Genomic DNA, 16612 nt, shown 5'->3' with positions numbered 1-16612 from the left:
GGGGGCATTCGTGGCGGCGGATTCCCGGCGGCCCGGGGTGCGCCCGCAGGGTCGTACCCAGGTTGTCCCCCGGGTTGTCCACAGGGGGGAGGGGCTTGGGGATTCTTATCCACAGGCTGTGTGTGAGATCTGTGGAAGCCGGAATTGATCATTCTGTGCCCGAAATGGTCACCTATGGATTCTTGGCCCAAACCTTGTTCACGCACTCTTTCGTGTGGGATTACCTCGCTCTAAAGGATTGATTGCTGGAATTGCGCTGACGAGGTCCGGGGTGATCACCTGTGTGGGACTGTGGACGGGTGTGGGGTCACTAGAGGGATATGTCGACTCTGTCCGACTCGCATGTCGACTTACCCACAGGTCGAGAAGCGAGCCTGTGGATAACTTTGTGGACAACCGGAGCGGCAGTCGGACGGCGCCGCAGACCGGCCCCTCCGGCCCCGCCGAAGACGCAGGTCACAGCCTGTAACCCGAGGGGAGCGGGCGGTGGTGCGCTCAGCCCCGCCCGTCCAGGCAGCGGGCCAGCCAGTCCGAGGCGTCGGTGAACGCCGCGTCGGTCACCTGCGGCCGCACGTTCGCGCTCACCTCGTCCGCCCGCGGATACGAGCCGAGGAACCGCACATCGCGGCAGACCCGCTTGAGGCCCATCAGCACCTCGCCCACCCGGCGATCGGTGACATGGCCCTCACAGTCCACCGAGAAGCAGTACCGGCCGATGCCCTCGCCCGTCGGCCGGGACTCGATCCGCATCATGTTGACCCCGCGGACCGCGTACTCCTGGAGCAGCTCCAGCAGCGCACCGGGGTGGTCGGCGGCCAGCCACAGCACCACCGAGGTCTTGTCCGCGCCGGTGGGCGCCGAGGGCCGGGCCGGGCGGCCGACCAGGACGAAGCGGGTGGCGGCGTTCTGCGCGTCGTGGATGTCGGTGACCAGCGGGGCGAGGCCGTACGTCGTCGCCGCGAACTCACCGGCGAAGGCGCCGTCGTAGCGGCCCTCCTGGACCAGCCGCGCACCGTCGGCGTTGGAGGCCGCCGACTCCCAGACCGCGTCCGGGAGTTGGGTGGCCAGCCACTTGCGGACCTGGGGCTGGGCGACCGGGTGCCCGGTCACCGTCTTCACGTCGGTCAGCTCCGTGCCCGGGCGCACCAGGAGCGCGAAGGAGATCGGCAGCAGCACCTCGCGGTAGATCATCAGCGGTTCGCCGGAGGCCAGTTCGTCGAGGGTGGTGGTCACCCCGCCCTCGACGGAGTTCTCGATCGGCACCAGCGCCGCCGCGGCCTCGCCGGCCCGCACCGCGTCCAGCGCGGCCGGCACCGACACCATCGGCACCAGCTCCCGGGTCGCCGCCTCGGGGAGGGTGCGCAGCGCGGCCTCGGTGAAGGTGCCCGCGGGACCGAGATAGGTGTAGCGACTGGCCGACATGCTGTGGACTCCCTCGCGCGCCTGCGGGAGTGCCCCGCTGTCTTCCGCCCTGCCCCTGCCACGATACCGAGCGGCCCGGGGGCGGGCGGACGCGTTCCGAAGAGTGGTCCCCCGCCCCGGGCCCGGTCAGCCCTCCAACAGCGGCTGGGCCACGTAGTCGCCGGACGACGGGGCCGGTGGCACCGCGTACAGGCCGCTGGCCTCGTGCCGCAGGAACGGCGAGAGCGCGTCGCCGCGGTCCAGCTTCCGCTGGATCTGGGTGAAGGCGCGCAGCGGGTCGGCCTGCCAGCAGACGAAGAGCAGGCCGGCGTCCGGCGCGCCGTCCTCGCGGAAGCCGTCGTGGTAGGAGAACGGGCGGCGCAGCAGCGCCGCGCCCTGGTTGGCCTCGGGGGCGGCGATCCGGGCGTGCGCGTTGGCGGGGATCACCGGGAGCCCGTCGGGGCCGGTGGCGTCCAGGTTCATCGGGGTGGTCTCGGTGCCGCCGGTCAGCGGGGCGCCGTTGTCCTTGCGCCGCCCTATCACCCGCTCCTGCTGGGTGCGGGAACGCTTCTCCCAGTCGTCCAGCAGCATCCGGATCCGGCGCACCACCGCGTACGAGCCGCCGCGCATCCACTCCTGCGCGGTGTCCGCGCCGACGAAGATCCGCCGGTCGAAGTCCGGGTCGGACGGCTTGGGGTTGTTGGTGCCGTCGACCTGGCCCATCAGGTTGCGGGCGGTCATCGGGTGCGCGGTGGCGCCCGGGGTGCGGTTGAAGCCGTTCATCTGCCAGCGCAGCCGGGTGGCCCCCGCCGTCTCCTTCTGGAGCGTGCGCAGCGCGTGGAAGGCGACCAGCGCGTCGTCGGCGCCGATCTGGACCCACAGGTCGCCTTCGCTGCGCTGAGGGTCGAGGGCGTCGGCGGAGAAGGCGGGCAGCGGGTCGAGCTGGACCGGGCGGCGCGCGGTCAGGCCGGTCCGGTCGAAGAAGCTGCGGCCCAGGCCGAAGGTGACGGTCAGCGAGGACGGGCCGGCGTCCAGTGCCACGCCGGTGTCGGCGTCCGGGGCGCGCCCGGCCATCAGCTCCTCGGCCGTCCGCGACCAGCGGCGCAGCAGCGCGGCGGCCTCCTTGCGGCCGGCGCCGGGCGCCAGGTCGAAGGCGACGAGGTGGCCGCTGGCCTGCAACGGCGTGGTGATGCCCGCCTGGTGCTTGGCGCCCGCCGCCCGGAACGGGACCTCGGTCGTCCCGATCGCGCTCAGCGCCCGGGGGGCGTCGGCCTGCGCGGCCGAGGCGCCGAGCGCGCCGCCGGCCCCGCCGACGACCAGCCCGGCCGCGCCGGCCGCGCCGACGGTCCCCAGGAGGCGGCGGCGGGAGAGTTCCAGGGTGGCGCCGCCCGCGGCGGGGAGCCCGTCCGCCGCCGCGTCCGTGATGTCCTGCTGCTTGCTCATCAGTTGATTGTCACGTTCCTGGTCTCGGTCACCTGGTCGATGTCGGAGGTCCGCACGAGCAGTGAGAGCTGCCACTGCCCCGGGACGGGGAGCTGGACGCCGCTCGCGGTCCAGTGGCCGGTCCCGCTGTGGTGCAGCGCGACCGGGAGCGGCCCCAGCTTCTTGGCGTCGAGGGTGAAGGAGACCTTCACCTCGGGGACGTCCCGGGCCTTGCCCGAGGGGTCGGAGATCCGCAGCCGCAGCTCGTTGCCGCCGCCGCTGTGCCCGGGGTCGAGGTCGATCCGGGCGCTGCCCCTGCCGCCCGGGCCGCCGGTGTCGAACGGGACGGTCAGCACCCGCGGCTGGTTGGCGTCGGGGGACCGGCCGGCCGTGGCGGCCTGCACGGCCTCCTCGGTGCGGGCCGGTTCGGTGGTGGTCAGGGCGGTGGTGACCGCGAGCAGCACCACCGCGATCGCGGCCTCGGTCAGCACGGACTGCCGCAGGCCCCGTCGCACCGGGTCGGCGTCCCGGGCCCGCTTCTTGCGGGCGGTGGCCAACGCGGCCTGCTGGCGGGCGAGTTGGGCGGCCCGGTCCGGGTCGGCGGGGGCGGTCGGGGCGCCGGGTCGGGCCGCCTCGGCCTCGGCCTCGGTCTCCGCGTCCGCTCCGGTGGCGGGGACGGCCGCGGGGACGGCCACGGCGGCGGTGGTGTCGGCCGTGGCGGTGGCCGCCAGCCGGTTGGTCCACCGCCGGGACAGCCCCGCGACGGCCACCATGACCACGACCAGGCCCACCTTGACCAGCAGCAGCTGCCCGTAGGAGGTGTCGGTCAGCGCGCGCCAGGAGCCGACCTGGCGCCAGGACTGGTAGGTGCCGGTGGCGACCAGCACCAGGACGGAGCCGAAGGCGATCCGGGAGAAGCGGCGGACGGCGGTCCGCTCGATCGGCGGGCCCCCGTAGAGGGACACCAGCAGGGCCGCCAGCCCGCCGAGCCAGGCGGCGACCGCGAGCAGGTGCAGGACGTCGACGGGCATGGCGACGGCGGGCTGCAACCCGGTCGAGGCGTGCTCGGCGATCGCCCAGGTGGTGGCGAGCCCGGTGGCGACCGCCGCCCCGCCGACGGCGAGGCCGAGCGTGAGGTCCCTGCGCCGCTTGACCGCGCCCGTCGTGTCGTCGCCCTCCGGTCCGTCGTCGTCCGGGCCGTCGCCCTCCGGCCCGTCGCCCTCCGGCCGGTGAGCCCGGGCGTACGCCCCGAAGAGCACCGCCATGAACAGCGCCGCCGCGGCGAGCAGCAGCAGACGGGCGAGCAGCGCGGCCCCCGGCTTGGACAGCACCACCTGCTGGAGCCCGCCGAGGTCGAAGACGTCGGCGAGCTTCCCGGAGCCGGTGTACGGGGTGCGCAGCAGCAGCATCGCCAGCGTGGCGCCGGTCAGCAGCGCCCAGCCGTGGACCACCAGCCGCTGCACCGACCGCACCCGGGCGCCGGCCGGCCGGCACGCCAGCACGAACGCCGCGCCGCCGGCCAGCAGCACGAACCCGGCGTAGGCGAGATAGCGGGCGATCTCGTAGAGGGCGCCCACCAGCCCGCCGCCGACCTGCTGTTGCGGGAGGGCGGCGGCGGTCTTGGACGGCGCCCCGATGGAGAAGGTGAAGGCACCGGACACCGGGTGACTGTCCGCCGAGACGGCCTGCCAGGCGACGGTGTACGTCCCGTCGGCGAGCCCCGGCGGCAGCCCCGCCCCGTATTTGACGACGCTGCCGCTGCACAGATCGCGCAGCTTGCCGCGGTCCACCCGCCTGCCCTGCGGGTCTAGGACGCGCAGCGAGTCGTCGCCCATCGCCACGCCCTCGGAGAAGGTGAGCGCGACCTGCTCGGGGGCGTGTGCCACCACCGAGCCCGGCGCGGGATCGCTGCCGGTCAGTGCGGCGTGGGCGGCGGCCGGTGCGATGCCCGCGGCCAACACGCCGCACAGCACCGCCAGGACGACCAGCAGCCGTCGTGGCCGGAAGCCGGTGAGGGCCATGATGCTCGCTCCCCTTCCCGTTGGCATGAGGTGTCCGTTCCTTCACCGGGCCCGCTCGGGGGCCCGTCGCGTCATCTCGTCGGTGCTGCCGCGGCCGTCACTTCCCCGGCCGGTAGTCGGCGGGCTTCACCGGGACCTCGACCTTGACCGGGTCGGCGGTGGCGAAGTGCAGTTCGACGGTGACCTTCTGGCCCGCGGTGGGCTTGTGGCTCAGGCCCATGAACATCACGTGGGTGCCGCCGGAGCTGAGCGTGAGCTCCCCGCCTGCGGGCACCGGCAGGGAGTCGACCTGCTCCATCTTGTTGCCGGTGGTCTTGTGGAGGGTGATGTCCTTGGACAGGTCGCTGGTGACCGAGGTCAGCTTGTCGGCCGTGGAGCCGGTGTTCTTGACCACGAAGTAGGCGCCGGCCATCTGCGCCGTGATCGGCTGCGGCATGTAGGCGCCGCTGACCGAGAGCTGGGGCTTGCCGTCCGCGCCGCCGCAGCCCGTGAGGGCGAGGCCGGCGGTGAGGGCGAGCGCGGCGCCGAGGGCTATTCGGCGGCTGACGGGGGCGAGGGAGGTGGTGCGGCGGTTCACGGGTTCTGTCCCTTGATGATCTTCGGAAGTGCGGCGGTGTAGTTGTCGGAGGTGGCCTCCTGCATCCCCATCCAGTGGATCTTGTCGTCCTTGGGGGAGCTCAGCAGGACCTGGGCGCCGTGGGTGGAGACCACGTCGCCGTTCTTCTTCTTGACCGGGGCCTCGATGCCGATGTTCACGCTCCGGGCGGCCTGCTGGATCTTGTTGAACGGGCCGGTGAGCCCGATGAAGTCCTTGTTGATGCCGCCGAGCCACTTCTTGAGCTGGGCCGGCGTGTCGCGCTCGGGGTCGGAGGTCACGAAGACCACCCGCAGATCGTCGCGTTCGGCCTGCGGCAGCTGCTTCACGGCCACCGCGATGTTGGCCATCGTCGTCGGGCAGACGTCCGGGCAGTTGGTGTAGCCGAAGTAGATCAGGGTCGGGTGGCCCTTGGTCTTCTCCAGCAGGTCGTAGGACTTGCCGTCGGTGTCGGTCAGGGTGAGGTCCGGCTTCTCCGACGGGCTGTCGAGGGTGACGATCGGCTTGGCCGCCGTCCCGCCGGAGACCTCGGCGACGGCCTTGTCGCCGCCGTCGCCGCTGCCGCAGGCGGTCAGGGTGAGGCCGAGGGCGGTGGCCGCCCCCAGGGCGGACAGCAGCAGTTTTCTTCTACGCATGACGGATGTGTACCGGTCTTTCCATGCTCGGGGCCGGTGGGTTCGGGGTGTTCTGGTGGCCCGACGCCCGTGGGCTGCGTGCGTCGGGAGGGTCGTGCCGAAGGGTGCCGGACCGGTGCGTGGGGTGCGCCGGACCGGCCGCGCCCGGCGGCGGGGGTGGATCAGGCGTTGCGGCGCCGGCCGGCGAGCACGCCGACGGCCACACCGGCGATGCCGACGACGATCCCGCCGACGGCCAGCACCCGCGCGGTGGTGTCGCTGGTGGCCGCCGCGGCGTCCGTGCTGCCGTCCTTGGCGCCGTTCTTGGCGCCGTTCTTGCCGTCGGCCGGGCCCTGGCCGGTGCCCTGGGCGTCGGCCGAGACGAGCTTGAGCACCGGCGCCGGGCTCTCCGGCTCCGGGCCGCCCTCCTTGGCCGGCTCGATCCAGCGCACGACTTCCTTGTTGTCGTACGTCTGGAGGGCCTTGAAGACCAGCTGGTCGGTGTCGCTGGGCAGCTTGCCCACGGAGAGCGGGAACTGCTGGAACTGGCCGGGTTCGATGCCCTTGCCGTCCGCGGTCCAGGTGATCTTCGAGGGCGCCTCGTTGATCTTCTCGCCCTCCATCTCCAGGGGCTTGGCGAGCTTGGACTTGGTGACGTCCACCTTCCAGCCGGGCACCGGCTGCGGCATGACGGACGCCAGCGGGTGGTCGGTCGGCAGGGAGACCTCGACCTTCACGGTCGAGGCGTCGTCGCGCTCGTTGGGCACCTTGATGTTGACGGTGGCGTAGCCGCCCTTGGGGGCGGTGCCCGGCTGCACGGTGACGTGCGCGAAGGCCGGGCCGGCCAGCAGCAGCACGCTGCCGGCGGCGATCCCGCCGACGACGGGGAGCCGGCGGACCATCCGGCGGGCCGCGCCCGACGACGGCGCGGCGGGCGCAACGGGCACGGCGGAGGATGACGCTCCACCCGAAATCTCTGACATACCGGACTTATTGGCCATGGGGAAACACTCCACTGGGAGAGGAGGGGGACGACTGCGGGTGACGGTGTGGCCGGGCTCGACCCCGGCGCACGCTGCCGCCGCGCGCCGCCGTCCGTCCCCCGGCGAACCTCCGGGAGCGTGCTGCGCGTGGCGTCAGGCCGCGAGGGCCAGGCGGCCGAGACGGCCGGCCACCGGCGGGCCGCGTCGTATGACGCTGTGCCGGAGCGCCGGACCCTGTGGACCGGGCTCGTCCTCCTGCGCCGAGGGGGCGCGCCGCCCCTCCTCCTGCGCCGCGCCGAGGGCCGCGAGCAGCACCCGGACCAGCGCGAGCGACCGGCGCACCGCGCCGACCAGCGCCCGCGCCGCGACCTCGCGCGCCGCCGGCGCGGACAGCCGCACCAGCCGCCACAGGGCGGCCTCGCCGCGCCGCAGCAGCCAGCCCAGGACCAGCGCGGCGAGCAGGTGCCCGAGCAGCATGGGCATCGACGGCGCCAGGCAGTGCGACATCATCGGGACGCCGGCATCGCTCATCGCGTGCCCGCCGGCGCCTCCGGTCAGCCCGGCGTTGCCGGCCAGGTCCATCCCGCCGGGGCCGATCAGCCGCCGCGCCGTGCCACCGTCGAGCCGGACGCCGTCCAGCCCGCACGTCAGGTGCCGGGCCAGCGCCACCGCCGCCTCGTCGGAGAGGCCGGACGTCCGCCCGGACAGCACCGGCATCGGGTGCTGGCCCATGGCGAAGAGCGCGTGCAGCGCGAGTTGGCCGACCGCCAGTCCGGTCGCGATACCGGGCAGCGAGCGCTCCCGGCCGGCCAGTGGGGCCGCCACCGCGAACACCGCGACCGCGGCGAGACCGAGCGTCCACAGCGGTACCGTCGCCCACGACGCGGCCATGTGTCCGGCCGCGGACAGCGTGACGCAGACCACGGTGAACACCGCGGCCCGGAGCAGCCGCAGATCGGCGGCTGCTCGCGCTGTGGGGACGGAGGGGGCAGTCATGGCGGGCGCCATCATCCCACTGCCCCTGTTCGCCGCGTACGGCAGGGTTTCACCCGGCTACCGCGCGACGGGCTCACGGGGGCGCCCGCCAGGGGCGTTCGGAGTCCCGCACCGGGCGCGCGGAGGCGCACACCCGGTACCACGCCTACACCTGTGCGCTCACTTTTCGCATCCGCCGAATGAGCGGTATCACGTCCCGGAGATGCTTACCGACCTTGCGGCCCGGCAATAGGTATCGGTATGTCGAGCCGCGGCCAGGAGGCAGGAGCGATGAGCATCTGGTGGTCCCTCCATCTGCGGCGTGAGGCCGCGAGTGTGCCGCTCGCCCGGCGCCTGCTGCTGGGGGCGATGGAGACCGCCGGCGTCGACCCGGACATCTGTTACGACCTCTCGGTCGCCCTCTCCGAAGCCTGTGCCAACGCCGTCGAGCACGGCGGCGACGCCACCGACGACTACCGCGTCACCGCCTACATCGACGGCGACACCTGTCGCATCGAGGTCACCGACTCCGGCCCCGGCTTCCGCCGCCCCGCCCCGCCGCATACCGCCGCGGACCGCGCCCTGCCGCCGGTCTCCGTCCCCGCCCCCGCGCAGGCCCCCGGCGACGCCGAGGACGGCCGGGGGCTCTTTCTGATCGAGGCGCTCACCGACCACGTCCAGTACCGCAACCGCACCGGCCGAGCCGGCGCGGTGGTCAGCTTCGACAAGATCCTCAAGTGGCGGGAAGGTGCCGCCCTCCCCATGGCTTCGTAAGAGGAGCAAGGCAAGTTACTGGCTCTGACCTGCCGAAACGGTCAACACGGCGAGAATTTCGGGCCGCCAACGCCGCATCCTGACACCCGCGTTCAGGCGGCCAGGGCACACGCAGGGCACATGGCGGAGGGTTCTGCCCCGGTCGGTGTGCCCTCGGAGTTCGCGGGCGCTGTGGACGGGGCGTCTGTGCCCGCTTGGGTAAACGCCGCATCCATCGCCCGCCGTGTACGGGACTCGCTGTTCGGCATCAGATGCGTGTACGTGCGCAGCGTGAAGCCGGCGTCCGAGTGGCCGAGGTACTCGGACAGCGCCTTGATGCTCTCCCCGGCGTCGAGGAGGACGGACGCATAGGCGTGGCGGTAGGCGTGCATGCCGTCGTCGGGAGCGGCCGCGTAGCGCGGTGAGCCCTTCTCGCGCGGCGGGATGACTCCGGCGTCGGCGAGGGCACCCTTCCAGACGTACTGGTTGAAGACGCTGCGGTGGTACGCGCGCCCCTGCTCGTCGGTGAAGAGCAGCCGGAACGTGCGCGGTTCACCGTCGGGTTTGATCCATGGCAGGGTCACAAGCACCGGCGGGTACTTCTTCATATGGGCCTTGAGCGCGGCAGCGAGCCGGTCCGACATGGGGACGGTGCGAAGCCGGTTGCCCTTGGGCGGGGCGAACACCATGGTCGAACGGACCAGCTTGATCTGCTGGTTGATGTGGACCACGCCGCGGTCGAAGTCGAGCTCGTCCTCGTCGAAGCCGAAGACCTCGCCCTGACGCAGGCCGCAACCGAACGCCAGCTGGCCGCCGCACTGGAAGCGGTGGGGCAGCGCGGCGGTGACCGCGTGCACACGCGCCAGGCTCCACGGGACGATCTTCCGCTTCGGCTTGCTGGGTAGTTTGACCGAGCTGGACTTGCACGGGTTCTTGGGCAGCAGCCCGTCCTCGACGGCGGCGTCCAGCATGGCGGAGAGCACGGAGTTGACCAGGCCGATGGTGGACGCCTCAAGGCCCGCGCTCTGAAGTTTCTTCACCCAACCCTGGATAAGCGAAGGGCGGTTGAGGGCTCGCATCTCCAGGTGGCCCAGGTGCGGCTCGATGTGGTTGCGGACGATGCCCGTGTACGCGTCCACCGTGCCGATACCGGCGGTCGCGTCGCCGAGCCACTCGCGGGCGTACGTCTTGAGCGTCTTCTTCGCCTCCGTGGGGTCGAGGTACTTGCCCTGGCGCAGGTCGTTGTCGACGGCTGCCGCAGCCGCCTCGGCGTCGACCTTGCGGTCGTAGTTCTCCTTCCGCTGCTTGCCGAGCGGGTCGCGGTAGCGCAGCTGCCAGCGCTTGCCCTTGCCGTGGTCGGCCGTGGGGACCTTGCCCTTGTGCTCCGGGCACTCGTTGTCGCCTTCCTTCGGGAAGGACTTGTGCCAGCGGTCGTACACGTCAGCCAAGGAGGGCCCCCTGTATGCGGTTGAGGGTCTGGGCTGCGGAGTGGGAGACGGCGCCGTGGGCTGTCCACGAGGGCAGCAAGGCAGCTGGCGGCACACCGAGGGCGATGGCGATGACGACGAGGTCGTCTACGTCGCAGCGGCGTCGGCCGCGTTCAGTGCGGCTGAGGGCGGTGTTGGTCAGCGGGCGCCCGAGGGCGGTGCAGCGTTCGGCGAGCTGGTGCTGGGAGAGGCCGCGGGCCAGGCGCAGGCGCTCGATATTGCGCGCGGTTCGGATTCCGGCGGGGCCTATTTCGATTGGTCGGGTAGCCATGACGGATAGCTGTAACTCGAAAAGACCGGCCATGGCAAGGGGTTACTCAAGCATCCTGGAAAACTTGTTGGCGCCGGTTATTTAGGCGGCTCGGCGAAGCCGGATTTCCATGGTATGGTCCCGCGCCGCGAAAGCGGGGAGGCGTCTGATGGCCTCTGGTCTGGGGGATCGCGGTGGTTCTGGCCTGGTGCTTCGGCGCTGGCTGGCATGCCCCGCGGGGTGGAGATGATCCGGGAAGAAACCGGGCAGAGCCCCTCGCTTCCCGGCGTGATTTCGGCAACCGGGGATTCGGGTTTACGGTTTTGGTCCCACTCGGCGAAGGGCCGTTTGGTGCGGCCGTGGAATTTCCGCACAATGCCGCTGGACGCCGCAGACAACCTGTGGCTGTCTTGTCCATCCCGCCATTCCCGTAAAGGAGCCCCATGCCCCGAAACCCCCGCCCGTCAACCGAAGCCGGTGGTGCGGGCCGTGCGCCGCTGGCCACGCCGGAGGAGGTCGCGGTCTACCTCGGCGTGCCGGTGAAGACCCTCTACCAGTGGCGCCATCGCCGGATCGGCCCGAACGCCCTCAAGGTCGGCCGGCACCTCCGCTACCGCTGGGTGGAGGTGGACGAGTGGCTTACTGCCCAGTCCGCGTACGACCTCACGGCATAGCCGGCGCCGGAGCCGCGCGGCCCTCGGCGCGCCAACGCCGAGGGCCGGAGATTCCCCTGCACAGCACTCATCCCTGAACGAACGAGCCTGCAAGGGGCGGGACCTAGCCCGTCCTGCCCCTTGCCAGAGAGGAACGTCTATGGAGGACTCTACGTCCCCCAACACCACGGACACATCCCCCACGATCTGGCCCACGGCCGCAATCCCCGGCCAGGGCATCCCCCAGCGTCGCGGGGACCAGGCGGATACACAGTCCCCTGCACCGGAAGGTGCGAAGCGATCGGCGGGCGTGGAAGCACACGGGGACCAGCGTGCCGCTGACGCGGCGGCGGGGGACCGCCCCCAAAATGTGCCCGGTTCCCGGTCCCCGAAAGCCGCGGTCCTGATCTCCACGTCCGCTGGAAACGTGCAGGACAGCGGCGCGAAAATGGGGACCGGTCCCCAAGACGCGGGCGTTGCAGTAGGGGACCGCAACGGGGACCGTGAGCCTGATCCGCGGCAGTCGCCGGGGACCGGCGGTCCCGTGGAGGAGACCGTGCAGCACAACGCCCCGGTCCCCGATGAGGGATCGGGCATCGGGGACCATGAAGGTGCCGGCGTCGAGGCAGCCGGTGATGGTGCCGCGCTGCTGGATGAGTTGCGGGCGGCGATCGGCAAGTACGTGGTGCTGCCCAGCCAGGAGGCGCTGACCGCGGTCACGCTGTGGGTGGCGGCCACGCACATCCAGACCGCTCTGCAGCACGCGCCCCGCCTGGCGGTGATAAGTGCGACCAAGGGGTGCGGCAAGTCCCGCGTGCTGGACGTGCTCTACGAGACCGTCCACGACCCGATGATGACGGTGAACACCTCTCCGGCCGTCGTCTTCCGCACCATCGGCAAGATCCCGCCCACCTTGCTGGTGGACGAGGCGGACACCATCTTCGGCCCCAAGGCAAGTGGCGACAGCGAGATCCTGCGCGGTCTGCTGAACGCGGGCCATCAGCGCAACCGGCCCGCCTGGCGGATCTCCGGTCCGGAACACAAGCCCACCCCGTTCCCCACCTTCGCGATGGCCGCGATCGCGGGGATCGGTGACCTGCCCGACACCATCACAGACCGGTCGGTCGTGCTGCGGATACAAAAGCGCAAGCCCGGCGAGAAGGTCGCCCCGTTCCGCTCGCGGTACGCAGCGCCTGAACTCAACGCGCTGCGCGGCCGGCTGGCCGCCTGGCTGGGGCCGCTGCGGAGCACGGCGGCTCGTATGGTGCCGCAGATGCCGGTGGAGGACCGGGCGGCGGATACCTGGGAGCCGCTGGTCATCATCGCCGACCTGGCCAGCGGTCACTGGCCTGCCCAGGCCCGTGCCGCGTGCGTGGCCATGACCCGATTCGAGGCGGTCCAGGACGAGCAGACCAACGTGAAGGTGAGGCTGCTGCGCGACATCCACCGCATCTTCGAGCGGGCGAACAATCCCGAGGTCCTGTCCAGCCAGGACCTGGTCGCCGCGCTGATCCAGGACGCCGATGCCCCGTGGGCGGAGCACGGCAATAAGGGACTGAACGCCCACCACCTGGGCTTCCTGCTGCGGGACTTCGACATCCGCCCGGCAAACTACCGCTTCGCGGGCGGCAGGCAGGCCAAGGCGTACACACGCAACCGGTTCCTGGACGCCTGGGCCCGCCACTGCCCCCACCTCACCGAGGCGACATCCGAGCCCGTACACGGCGGCGCGCCTGCCCGTCCGGCCCAGGGCAAGCCGCCCGCCGCCCCGGCGGGTTCGCTGCCCGTCGGCCCGCCAGCCGGTCCCGCGGGGCCGAAGCGAACTCTCTGATCCCACCAGGGGCGTAGTCCGTAGCAGTGCGTCGCAACCGTCCCCGCGCAGGTCAGCGCGGGGACGGACTTTCTCGCCGGGACGCTCTTCTCCGTACCTGGGCTCGTGTCCGTACCTGTCCTGACCAGGCATGCGACGCATGCAACGGACGTGACACAGCCCCACCCCCCATTGCTACTGGAGCACCACCATGCACGACAACCCCACTGACAGCACCCCTCCGCACCGCCGCCGGGGATGGTTCGGCCTGGGGCGACGAACAGCAGCAAGCTGGAGCGAACGAGCCCCTAAAGGGGCTTCGTCCGCGCTTGTCCCCGCCCCTGGGGTGGCGGAGGAAGAGGGGGCCGGGCGCCAGCGGGCACCCGAGCCTGGAGCAGGGGTGGGCGAGACCAGCGCCATGACCGCCGTCGAGACCGCCGAGCACCCCGTCGCTGACTCCGCCACCTCGCACACCGAACCGCCTGTCGAGCAGCTCTCGTGGCGTGACCCCGACGCCCCGGCACTGCCCGCGCGGATGAACCGCAAGCGCACCACCGAGAACCGCGACCGGGAGAAGAAGATCCGCTTCACCCCGACCGCGGTCCGCATCATTGACGAGGCAGCCGAGCGGCGCCATCTGACGTTCGCCGGGTTCGTCGGCGACGCCGCGCTCGCGGTCGCGCTCGGCAAGGCGAACATGGCCGGCAGCCCAGAGGACGACCCCATCCGCCCGCTGGTGGAAGCCATCGAGGCGCACACCAAGGCGCTGAACCGGATCGGCACCAACCTCAACCAGATCACGGGCGCCATCCACTCCGGTGCCATACCCGAGCGCACGGAGGGCGTCCTCGACCACATCGAGCAGGCCGCCGAGGCCAGTTACCGGCTGATGGACCAGCTCATAGAGGAAGGGGCCGCTCATGGTGCCTGACGTCTCCACCGGCTCTGACACCCGCGGCCTGATCAACTACCTCTTCGGCAAGGGCCGGCGCGACGAGCACACCGACCCTCACATCGTGGCCGCCTGGGACATGGCCGGAGCCCCCGACCCCGGCCGCGACCCCGAGGCCACCTACACCCAGCTCGCCAAGCGCCTCGACCACCACGTCGACCTGCGCACCCGCGAACTCGGCAAGAAGCCACCGCAGCACGTGTGGCACTGCCCGGTACGAACCGCACCCGGTGACCGCTACCTGACCGACGCCGAGTGGGCCGAGGTCGCCCGCCGCGTCGTCGACGCCACCGGCGTCGCCCCCGAAGGCGACGAGAAAGCCTGCCGATGGATCGCGGTACGGCACGCGGACGACCACATCCACATCCTGGCCACCACCGTCCGCGCCGACGGCCGCCGGCCCCGCACGAACCGGGACGGCTGGCGGGCCCAGAAGGAATGCCGCAAGATCGAGGCCGAGTTCGGGCTGCGCCGCCTGAAGTCCGGTGACCTCACCGCTCCCCGCACGCCGACCGGGGCAGAGCGGGCCAAGGCCGAGCGCCAGGGGCAGGACGTGACCGCGCGAGAGTGGCTGCGCGAGCAGGCGTACGCGGTCGCCGCCTCCGTGCGCAGCATCGACGAGTACTTCACCGTGCTGGGCTCGCTCGGCATCCAGGTCAAGCCGCGCATCAGCGCCAAGACCGGCGAAGTGGACGGCTACAGCCTGGCCGCACCCGGCGACACCATCTGGTACGGCGGCTCCAAACTCGCCCCCGACCTGTCCTACAACCGCCTGACCGAACGCCTCCCCACTCAGGAGGTGGCCGACCGACCCCAGCAGGTGGCGGACCCGGCCGGCTCGTGGCGCCGTACCGAATCCGCCGTGCGCACGGCTCGCACGGTTCTCGATGCGGGCGACGATGCCGTGGCCCAAGGGCACCTGGAAGCCTTCGGTGACATCCTGCACAACCTCGCCCGCGCCACACCCGGCCCGCACCAGGAGCAACTACAAGCGGCAGCCCAGGCGTTCAACCGCGCCCGCCGCTCGGCGATCCGGGCCGACCACCAAGCCGCCTCCGAACTGCGCCGAGCCGCCAAGGAACTCGCGTACGCACCCAACCTTCCCGGTGGCCTGGCCATCGCCGTGGTCTTCGCGGCCCTGCACGTGGCCCGCGCCGCCGCCAAGTGGCATGAGCAGCGCGGACACGAGCAGCAGGCCGCCGCAGCCGAACAAGCCGTCCGTCACCTGCAGGACAGCTACCGCCAAGCGGCCGAGCCGGTCCTGGCGGACCTCACCCGCCGTGCGCCCCGCCTTGCCACAGCCCGGCGATTCGAGGCAGACGTGCGGGCAGCTGTCCCCGACCACGCCGACCGCATCCTCGCCGACCCCGCCTGGCTCGCCCTGACCACCACCCTCGCCCGCGCCGAGACCGCCGGCCACCGCCCCCGCCACCTCCTGGCCGAAGCGGCCGCCCACCGAGAACTCGACACCGCAGAACGGCCCGCCGAAGTCCTCAACTGGCGCATCACCGCACAGCCGAACAGGCGCGCACAGGCAGCACGCGCACAAAGCAGCCGTAGCACCGCGCCGATCGCGCAGGCACAGCATCCCACGCCTGCGGCGGTGAGCGAACGGCCCTCGGAACGTGGCCGACGCCGTTAGAGCCTCTCCGGGGGATCTTCAGCAGGCTTGTGGACCGGGGTGTACTGCCTGCGGATCCTGCAACTGAGTCACGCCATCGGGGCTTCGTGCGGGTGAACGGAGGCGGGTGGCTGCGAGCAGCCACCCGCCTCCTCACTTCCTCCGGCGGCTATCGACCCTTAGCGCAGGCGCGCGTCCAGTCGATCAACTTCTGCAACACCTCGATCATGACCCTCTGCTTTCGTACCGGCATGAAGGGCCAGCAAACCCACGCTGGCGCCGACAGCAAGACGAACAGCAGCAGGGGCAGGAGCGAGAGCGCAGGGAGGAAGATCCTCAATACACCAGGAGTGGGCACGACGTGTCCTTTACTCGAAGGAATCGAAGTGCGACACGCGGCCCACCCCTTAACTAACTACCTTTGCCGCAGCACCAGCCTAGCGTTCCAACCAGGGGATCACAGCGAACTTGAATGGTTTGCACGGTCGTTGGATGCCGCGCGACAGATGTCGAGCATTCTGTGCAGGCGCTTCAGCCCTGCCTGGCCGCCGACAGCTTGTTCACGAGCGCATTCAGGTCTCCGATGTGGACGATCACTTCTTCGTCGTCGGTAGGAGGGTCGAAGCGGTCGAAGAAGTCGTCGAGTGCTTCGGGTGTCACGGTGAGGGCATTGGCGTCCTCACGTTGGTTGCGCTCGGTGAGGCGCCGGAGCAGTTCCTCCCGGTCGGCGGGGAGGTAGACGACGAGGGGGTGGCCGCCCGCTTCACTGGCGGCTTGCCTCCAGGCGTCGCGCTCGCTACGGCGCCACAGCCCATGGTCGAGGACGACGTCGTGACCGGCCTCGATCTCCTTGATGAAGCGCTCCCGGGTCGCCTCGACGACAGGGCGTTCGCGCTCGAAGTAGGTGTGCTCGGGATAGTCCACGCCGTACCGGCCGTGGAGGCGGTGCACCTCCTCGTCCACGGACAGCCGGATGTAGCCGTGGTCGGCCAGGGCCTTGGCGACGGTGGTCTTCCCGGAGCCGGTCAGGCCGACGAGAAGAACGGCGAGGGGCACGTGGTCATCCCTTCTGTGA

General features: G+C 71.5%; 15 protein-coding genes. 5 read left to right on the top strand and 10 right to left on the bottom strand.

Annotated elements, in window-relative coordinates:
- Positions 1–495: 495 nt before the first annotated feature.
- From pheA to MOV08_RS20660, 7 genes are all read right to left on the bottom strand, one after another.
- The gene (pheA, locus tag MOV08_RS20690) at positions 496–1422 is read right to left on the bottom strand and encodes a prephenate dehydratase (RefSeq protein ID WP_039634557.1); all 927 of its coding nucleotides are present in this window, start codon (positions 1420–1422) and stop codon (positions 496–498) included.
- A gap of 126 nt (positions 1423–1548) precedes the next feature.
- Complete coding sequence (efeB, locus tag MOV08_RS20685; RefSeq protein ID WP_275308471.1) at positions 1549–2844, bottom strand: iron uptake transporter deferrochelatase/peroxidase subunit; 1296 nt, start codon at positions 2842–2844, stop codon at positions 1549–1551.
- Positions 2844–4844: a copper resistance CopC/CopD family protein gene (locus MOV08_RS20680; protein ID WP_275311840.1), complete on the bottom strand. Its 2001-nt coding sequence runs from the start codon at positions 4842–4844 to the stop codon at positions 2844–2846. The genes efeB and MOV08_RS20680 overlap by 1 nt, the downstream gene beginning before the upstream one ends.
- A gap of 97 nt (positions 4845–4941) precedes the next feature.
- On the bottom strand, positions 4942–5421 hold the full coding sequence (locus MOV08_RS20675; protein ID WP_275308470.1) for a copper chaperone PCu(A)C: 480 nt from the start codon (positions 5419–5421) through the stop codon (positions 4942–4944).
- Complete coding sequence (locus MOV08_RS20670; RefSeq protein WP_275308469.1) at positions 5418–6074, bottom strand: SCO family protein; 657 nt, start codon at positions 6072–6074, stop codon at positions 5418–5420. Before MOV08_RS20670 ends, MOV08_RS20675 begins: the two co-directional genes overlap by 4 nt.
- Positions 6075–6235: 161 nt before the next feature.
- Entirely contained in the window at positions 6236–6955 is a 720-nt protein-coding gene (locus MOV08_RS20665; protein ID WP_275311839.1) for a YcnI family copper-binding membrane protein, read from the bottom strand.
- Positions 6956–7189: 234 nt separating this feature from the next.
- Positions 7190–8032 (bottom strand): hypothetical protein, encoded by an 843-nt coding sequence (locus MOV08_RS20660; RefSeq protein ID WP_275308468.1) that lies wholly within the window; start codon positions 8030–8032, stop codon positions 7190–7192.
- Between the two features lie 270 nt (positions 8033–8302).
- Here MOV08_RS20660 and MOV08_RS20655 point away from each other — a divergent pair, with 270 nt between their 5' ends.
- On the top strand, positions 8303–8785 hold the full coding sequence (locus MOV08_RS20655; protein WP_039634547.1) for an ATP-binding protein: 483 nt from the start codon (positions 8303–8305) through the stop codon (positions 8783–8785).
- Between the two features lie 92 nt (positions 8786–8877).
- Here MOV08_RS20655 and MOV08_RS20650 read toward each other — a convergent pair whose 3' ends face one another.
- Positions 8878–10212, bottom strand: a complete 1335-nt coding sequence (locus tag MOV08_RS20650) for a tyrosine-type recombinase/integrase (protein WP_275308467.1) — start codon at positions 10210–10212, stop codon at positions 8878–8880.
- Positions 10205–10522 carry a helix-turn-helix domain-containing protein gene (locus tag MOV08_RS20645; RefSeq protein ID WP_275308466.1) on the bottom strand — a complete coding sequence of 106 codons (318 nt, stop codon included), beginning with the start codon at positions 10520–10522 and terminating at the stop codon, positions 10205–10207. Before MOV08_RS20645 ends, MOV08_RS20650 begins: the two co-directional genes overlap by 8 nt.
- A 422-nt stretch (positions 10523–10944) precedes the next feature.
- Between MOV08_RS20645 and MOV08_RS20640 the strand changes: the two genes are divergently transcribed.
- From MOV08_RS20640 to MOV08_RS20625, 4 genes are all read left to right on the top strand, one after another.
- The gene (locus tag MOV08_RS20640) at positions 10945–11175 is read left to right on the top strand and encodes a helix-turn-helix domain-containing protein (RefSeq protein WP_079181868.1); all 231 of its coding nucleotides are present in this window, start codon (positions 10945–10947) and stop codon (positions 11173–11175) included.
- A gap of 637 nt (positions 11176–11812) precedes the next feature.
- Entirely contained in the window at positions 11813–12985 is a 1173-nt protein-coding gene (locus MOV08_RS20635; RefSeq protein ID WP_420834302.1) for a DUF3631 domain-containing protein, read from the top strand.
- Between the two features lie 397 nt (positions 12986–13382).
- Entirely contained in the window at positions 13383–13895 is a 513-nt protein-coding gene (locus MOV08_RS20630) for a hypothetical protein (RefSeq protein WP_420834301.1), read from the top strand.
- Entirely contained in the window at positions 13885–15558 is a 1674-nt protein-coding gene (locus MOV08_RS20625; protein WP_275308463.1) for a relaxase/mobilization nuclease domain-containing protein, read from the top strand. Before MOV08_RS20630 ends, MOV08_RS20625 begins: the two co-directional genes overlap by 11 nt.
- A 510-nt stretch (positions 15559–16068) precedes the next feature.
- Here the strand turns inward: MOV08_RS20625 and MOV08_RS20620 are convergent.
- Positions 16069–16593 (bottom strand): P-loop nucleotide/nucleoside kinase family protein, encoded by a 525-nt coding sequence (locus MOV08_RS20620; protein WP_275308462.1) that lies wholly within the window; start codon positions 16591–16593, stop codon positions 16069–16071.
- Between the last annotated feature and the right edge of the window lie 19 nt (positions 16594–16612).

It is taken from the genome of Streptomyces yunnanensis, from assembly GCF_029011865.1.
Lineage (GTDB): Bacteria > Actinomycetota > Actinomycetes > Streptomycetales > Streptomycetaceae > Streptomyces > Streptomyces yunnanensis.
Note: the sequence above shows the minus strand (reverse complement) of the source record. Positions and strands in the feature narration are given on the sequence as shown.

Excerpts from the sequence above, each read along its gene's own strand:
- efeB (WP_275308471.1), bottom strand. The coding sequence starts at position 2,844 with ATGAGCAAGCAGCAGGACATCACGGACGCGGCGGCGGACGGGCTCCCC.
- MOV08_RS20655 (WP_039634547.1), top strand. The coding sequence starts at position 8,303 with ATGAGCATCTGGTGGTCCCTCCATCTGCGGCGTGAGGCCGCGAGTGTG.
- MOV08_RS20660 (WP_275308468.1), bottom strand. The coding sequence starts at position 8,032 with ATGACTGCCCCCTCCGTCCCCACAGCGCGAGCAGCCGCCGATCTGCGG.
- MOV08_RS20640 (WP_079181868.1), top strand. The coding sequence starts at position 10,945 with ATGCCCCGAAACCCCCGCCCGTCAACCGAAGCCGGTGGTGCGGGCCGT.
- MOV08_RS20625 (WP_275308463.1), top strand. The coding sequence starts at position 13,885 with ATGGTGCCTGACGTCTCCACCGGCTCTGACACCCGCGGCCTGATCAAC.
- pheA (WP_039634557.1), bottom strand. The coding sequence starts at position 1,422 with ATGTCGGCCAGTCGCTACACCTATCTCGGTCCCGCGGGCACCTTCACC.
- MOV08_RS20630 (WP_420834301.1), top strand. The coding sequence starts at position 13,383 with ATGACCGCCGTCGAGACCGCCGAGCACCCCGTCGCTGACTCCGCCACC.
- MOV08_RS20670 (WP_275308469.1), bottom strand. The coding sequence starts at position 6,074 with ATGCGTAGAAGAAAACTGCTGCTGTCCGCCCTGGGGGCGGCCACCGCC.
- MOV08_RS20680 (WP_275311840.1), bottom strand. The coding sequence starts at position 4,844 with ATGGCCCTCACCGGCTTCCGGCCACGACGGCTGCTGGTCGTCCTGGCG.
- MOV08_RS20665 (WP_275311839.1), bottom strand. The coding sequence starts at position 6,955 with ATGGTCCGCCGGCTCCCCGTCGTCGGCGGGATCGCCGCCGGCAGCGTG.
- MOV08_RS20645 (WP_275308466.1), bottom strand. The coding sequence starts at position 10,522 with ATGGCTACCCGACCAATCGAAATAGGCCCCGCCGGAATCCGAACCGCG.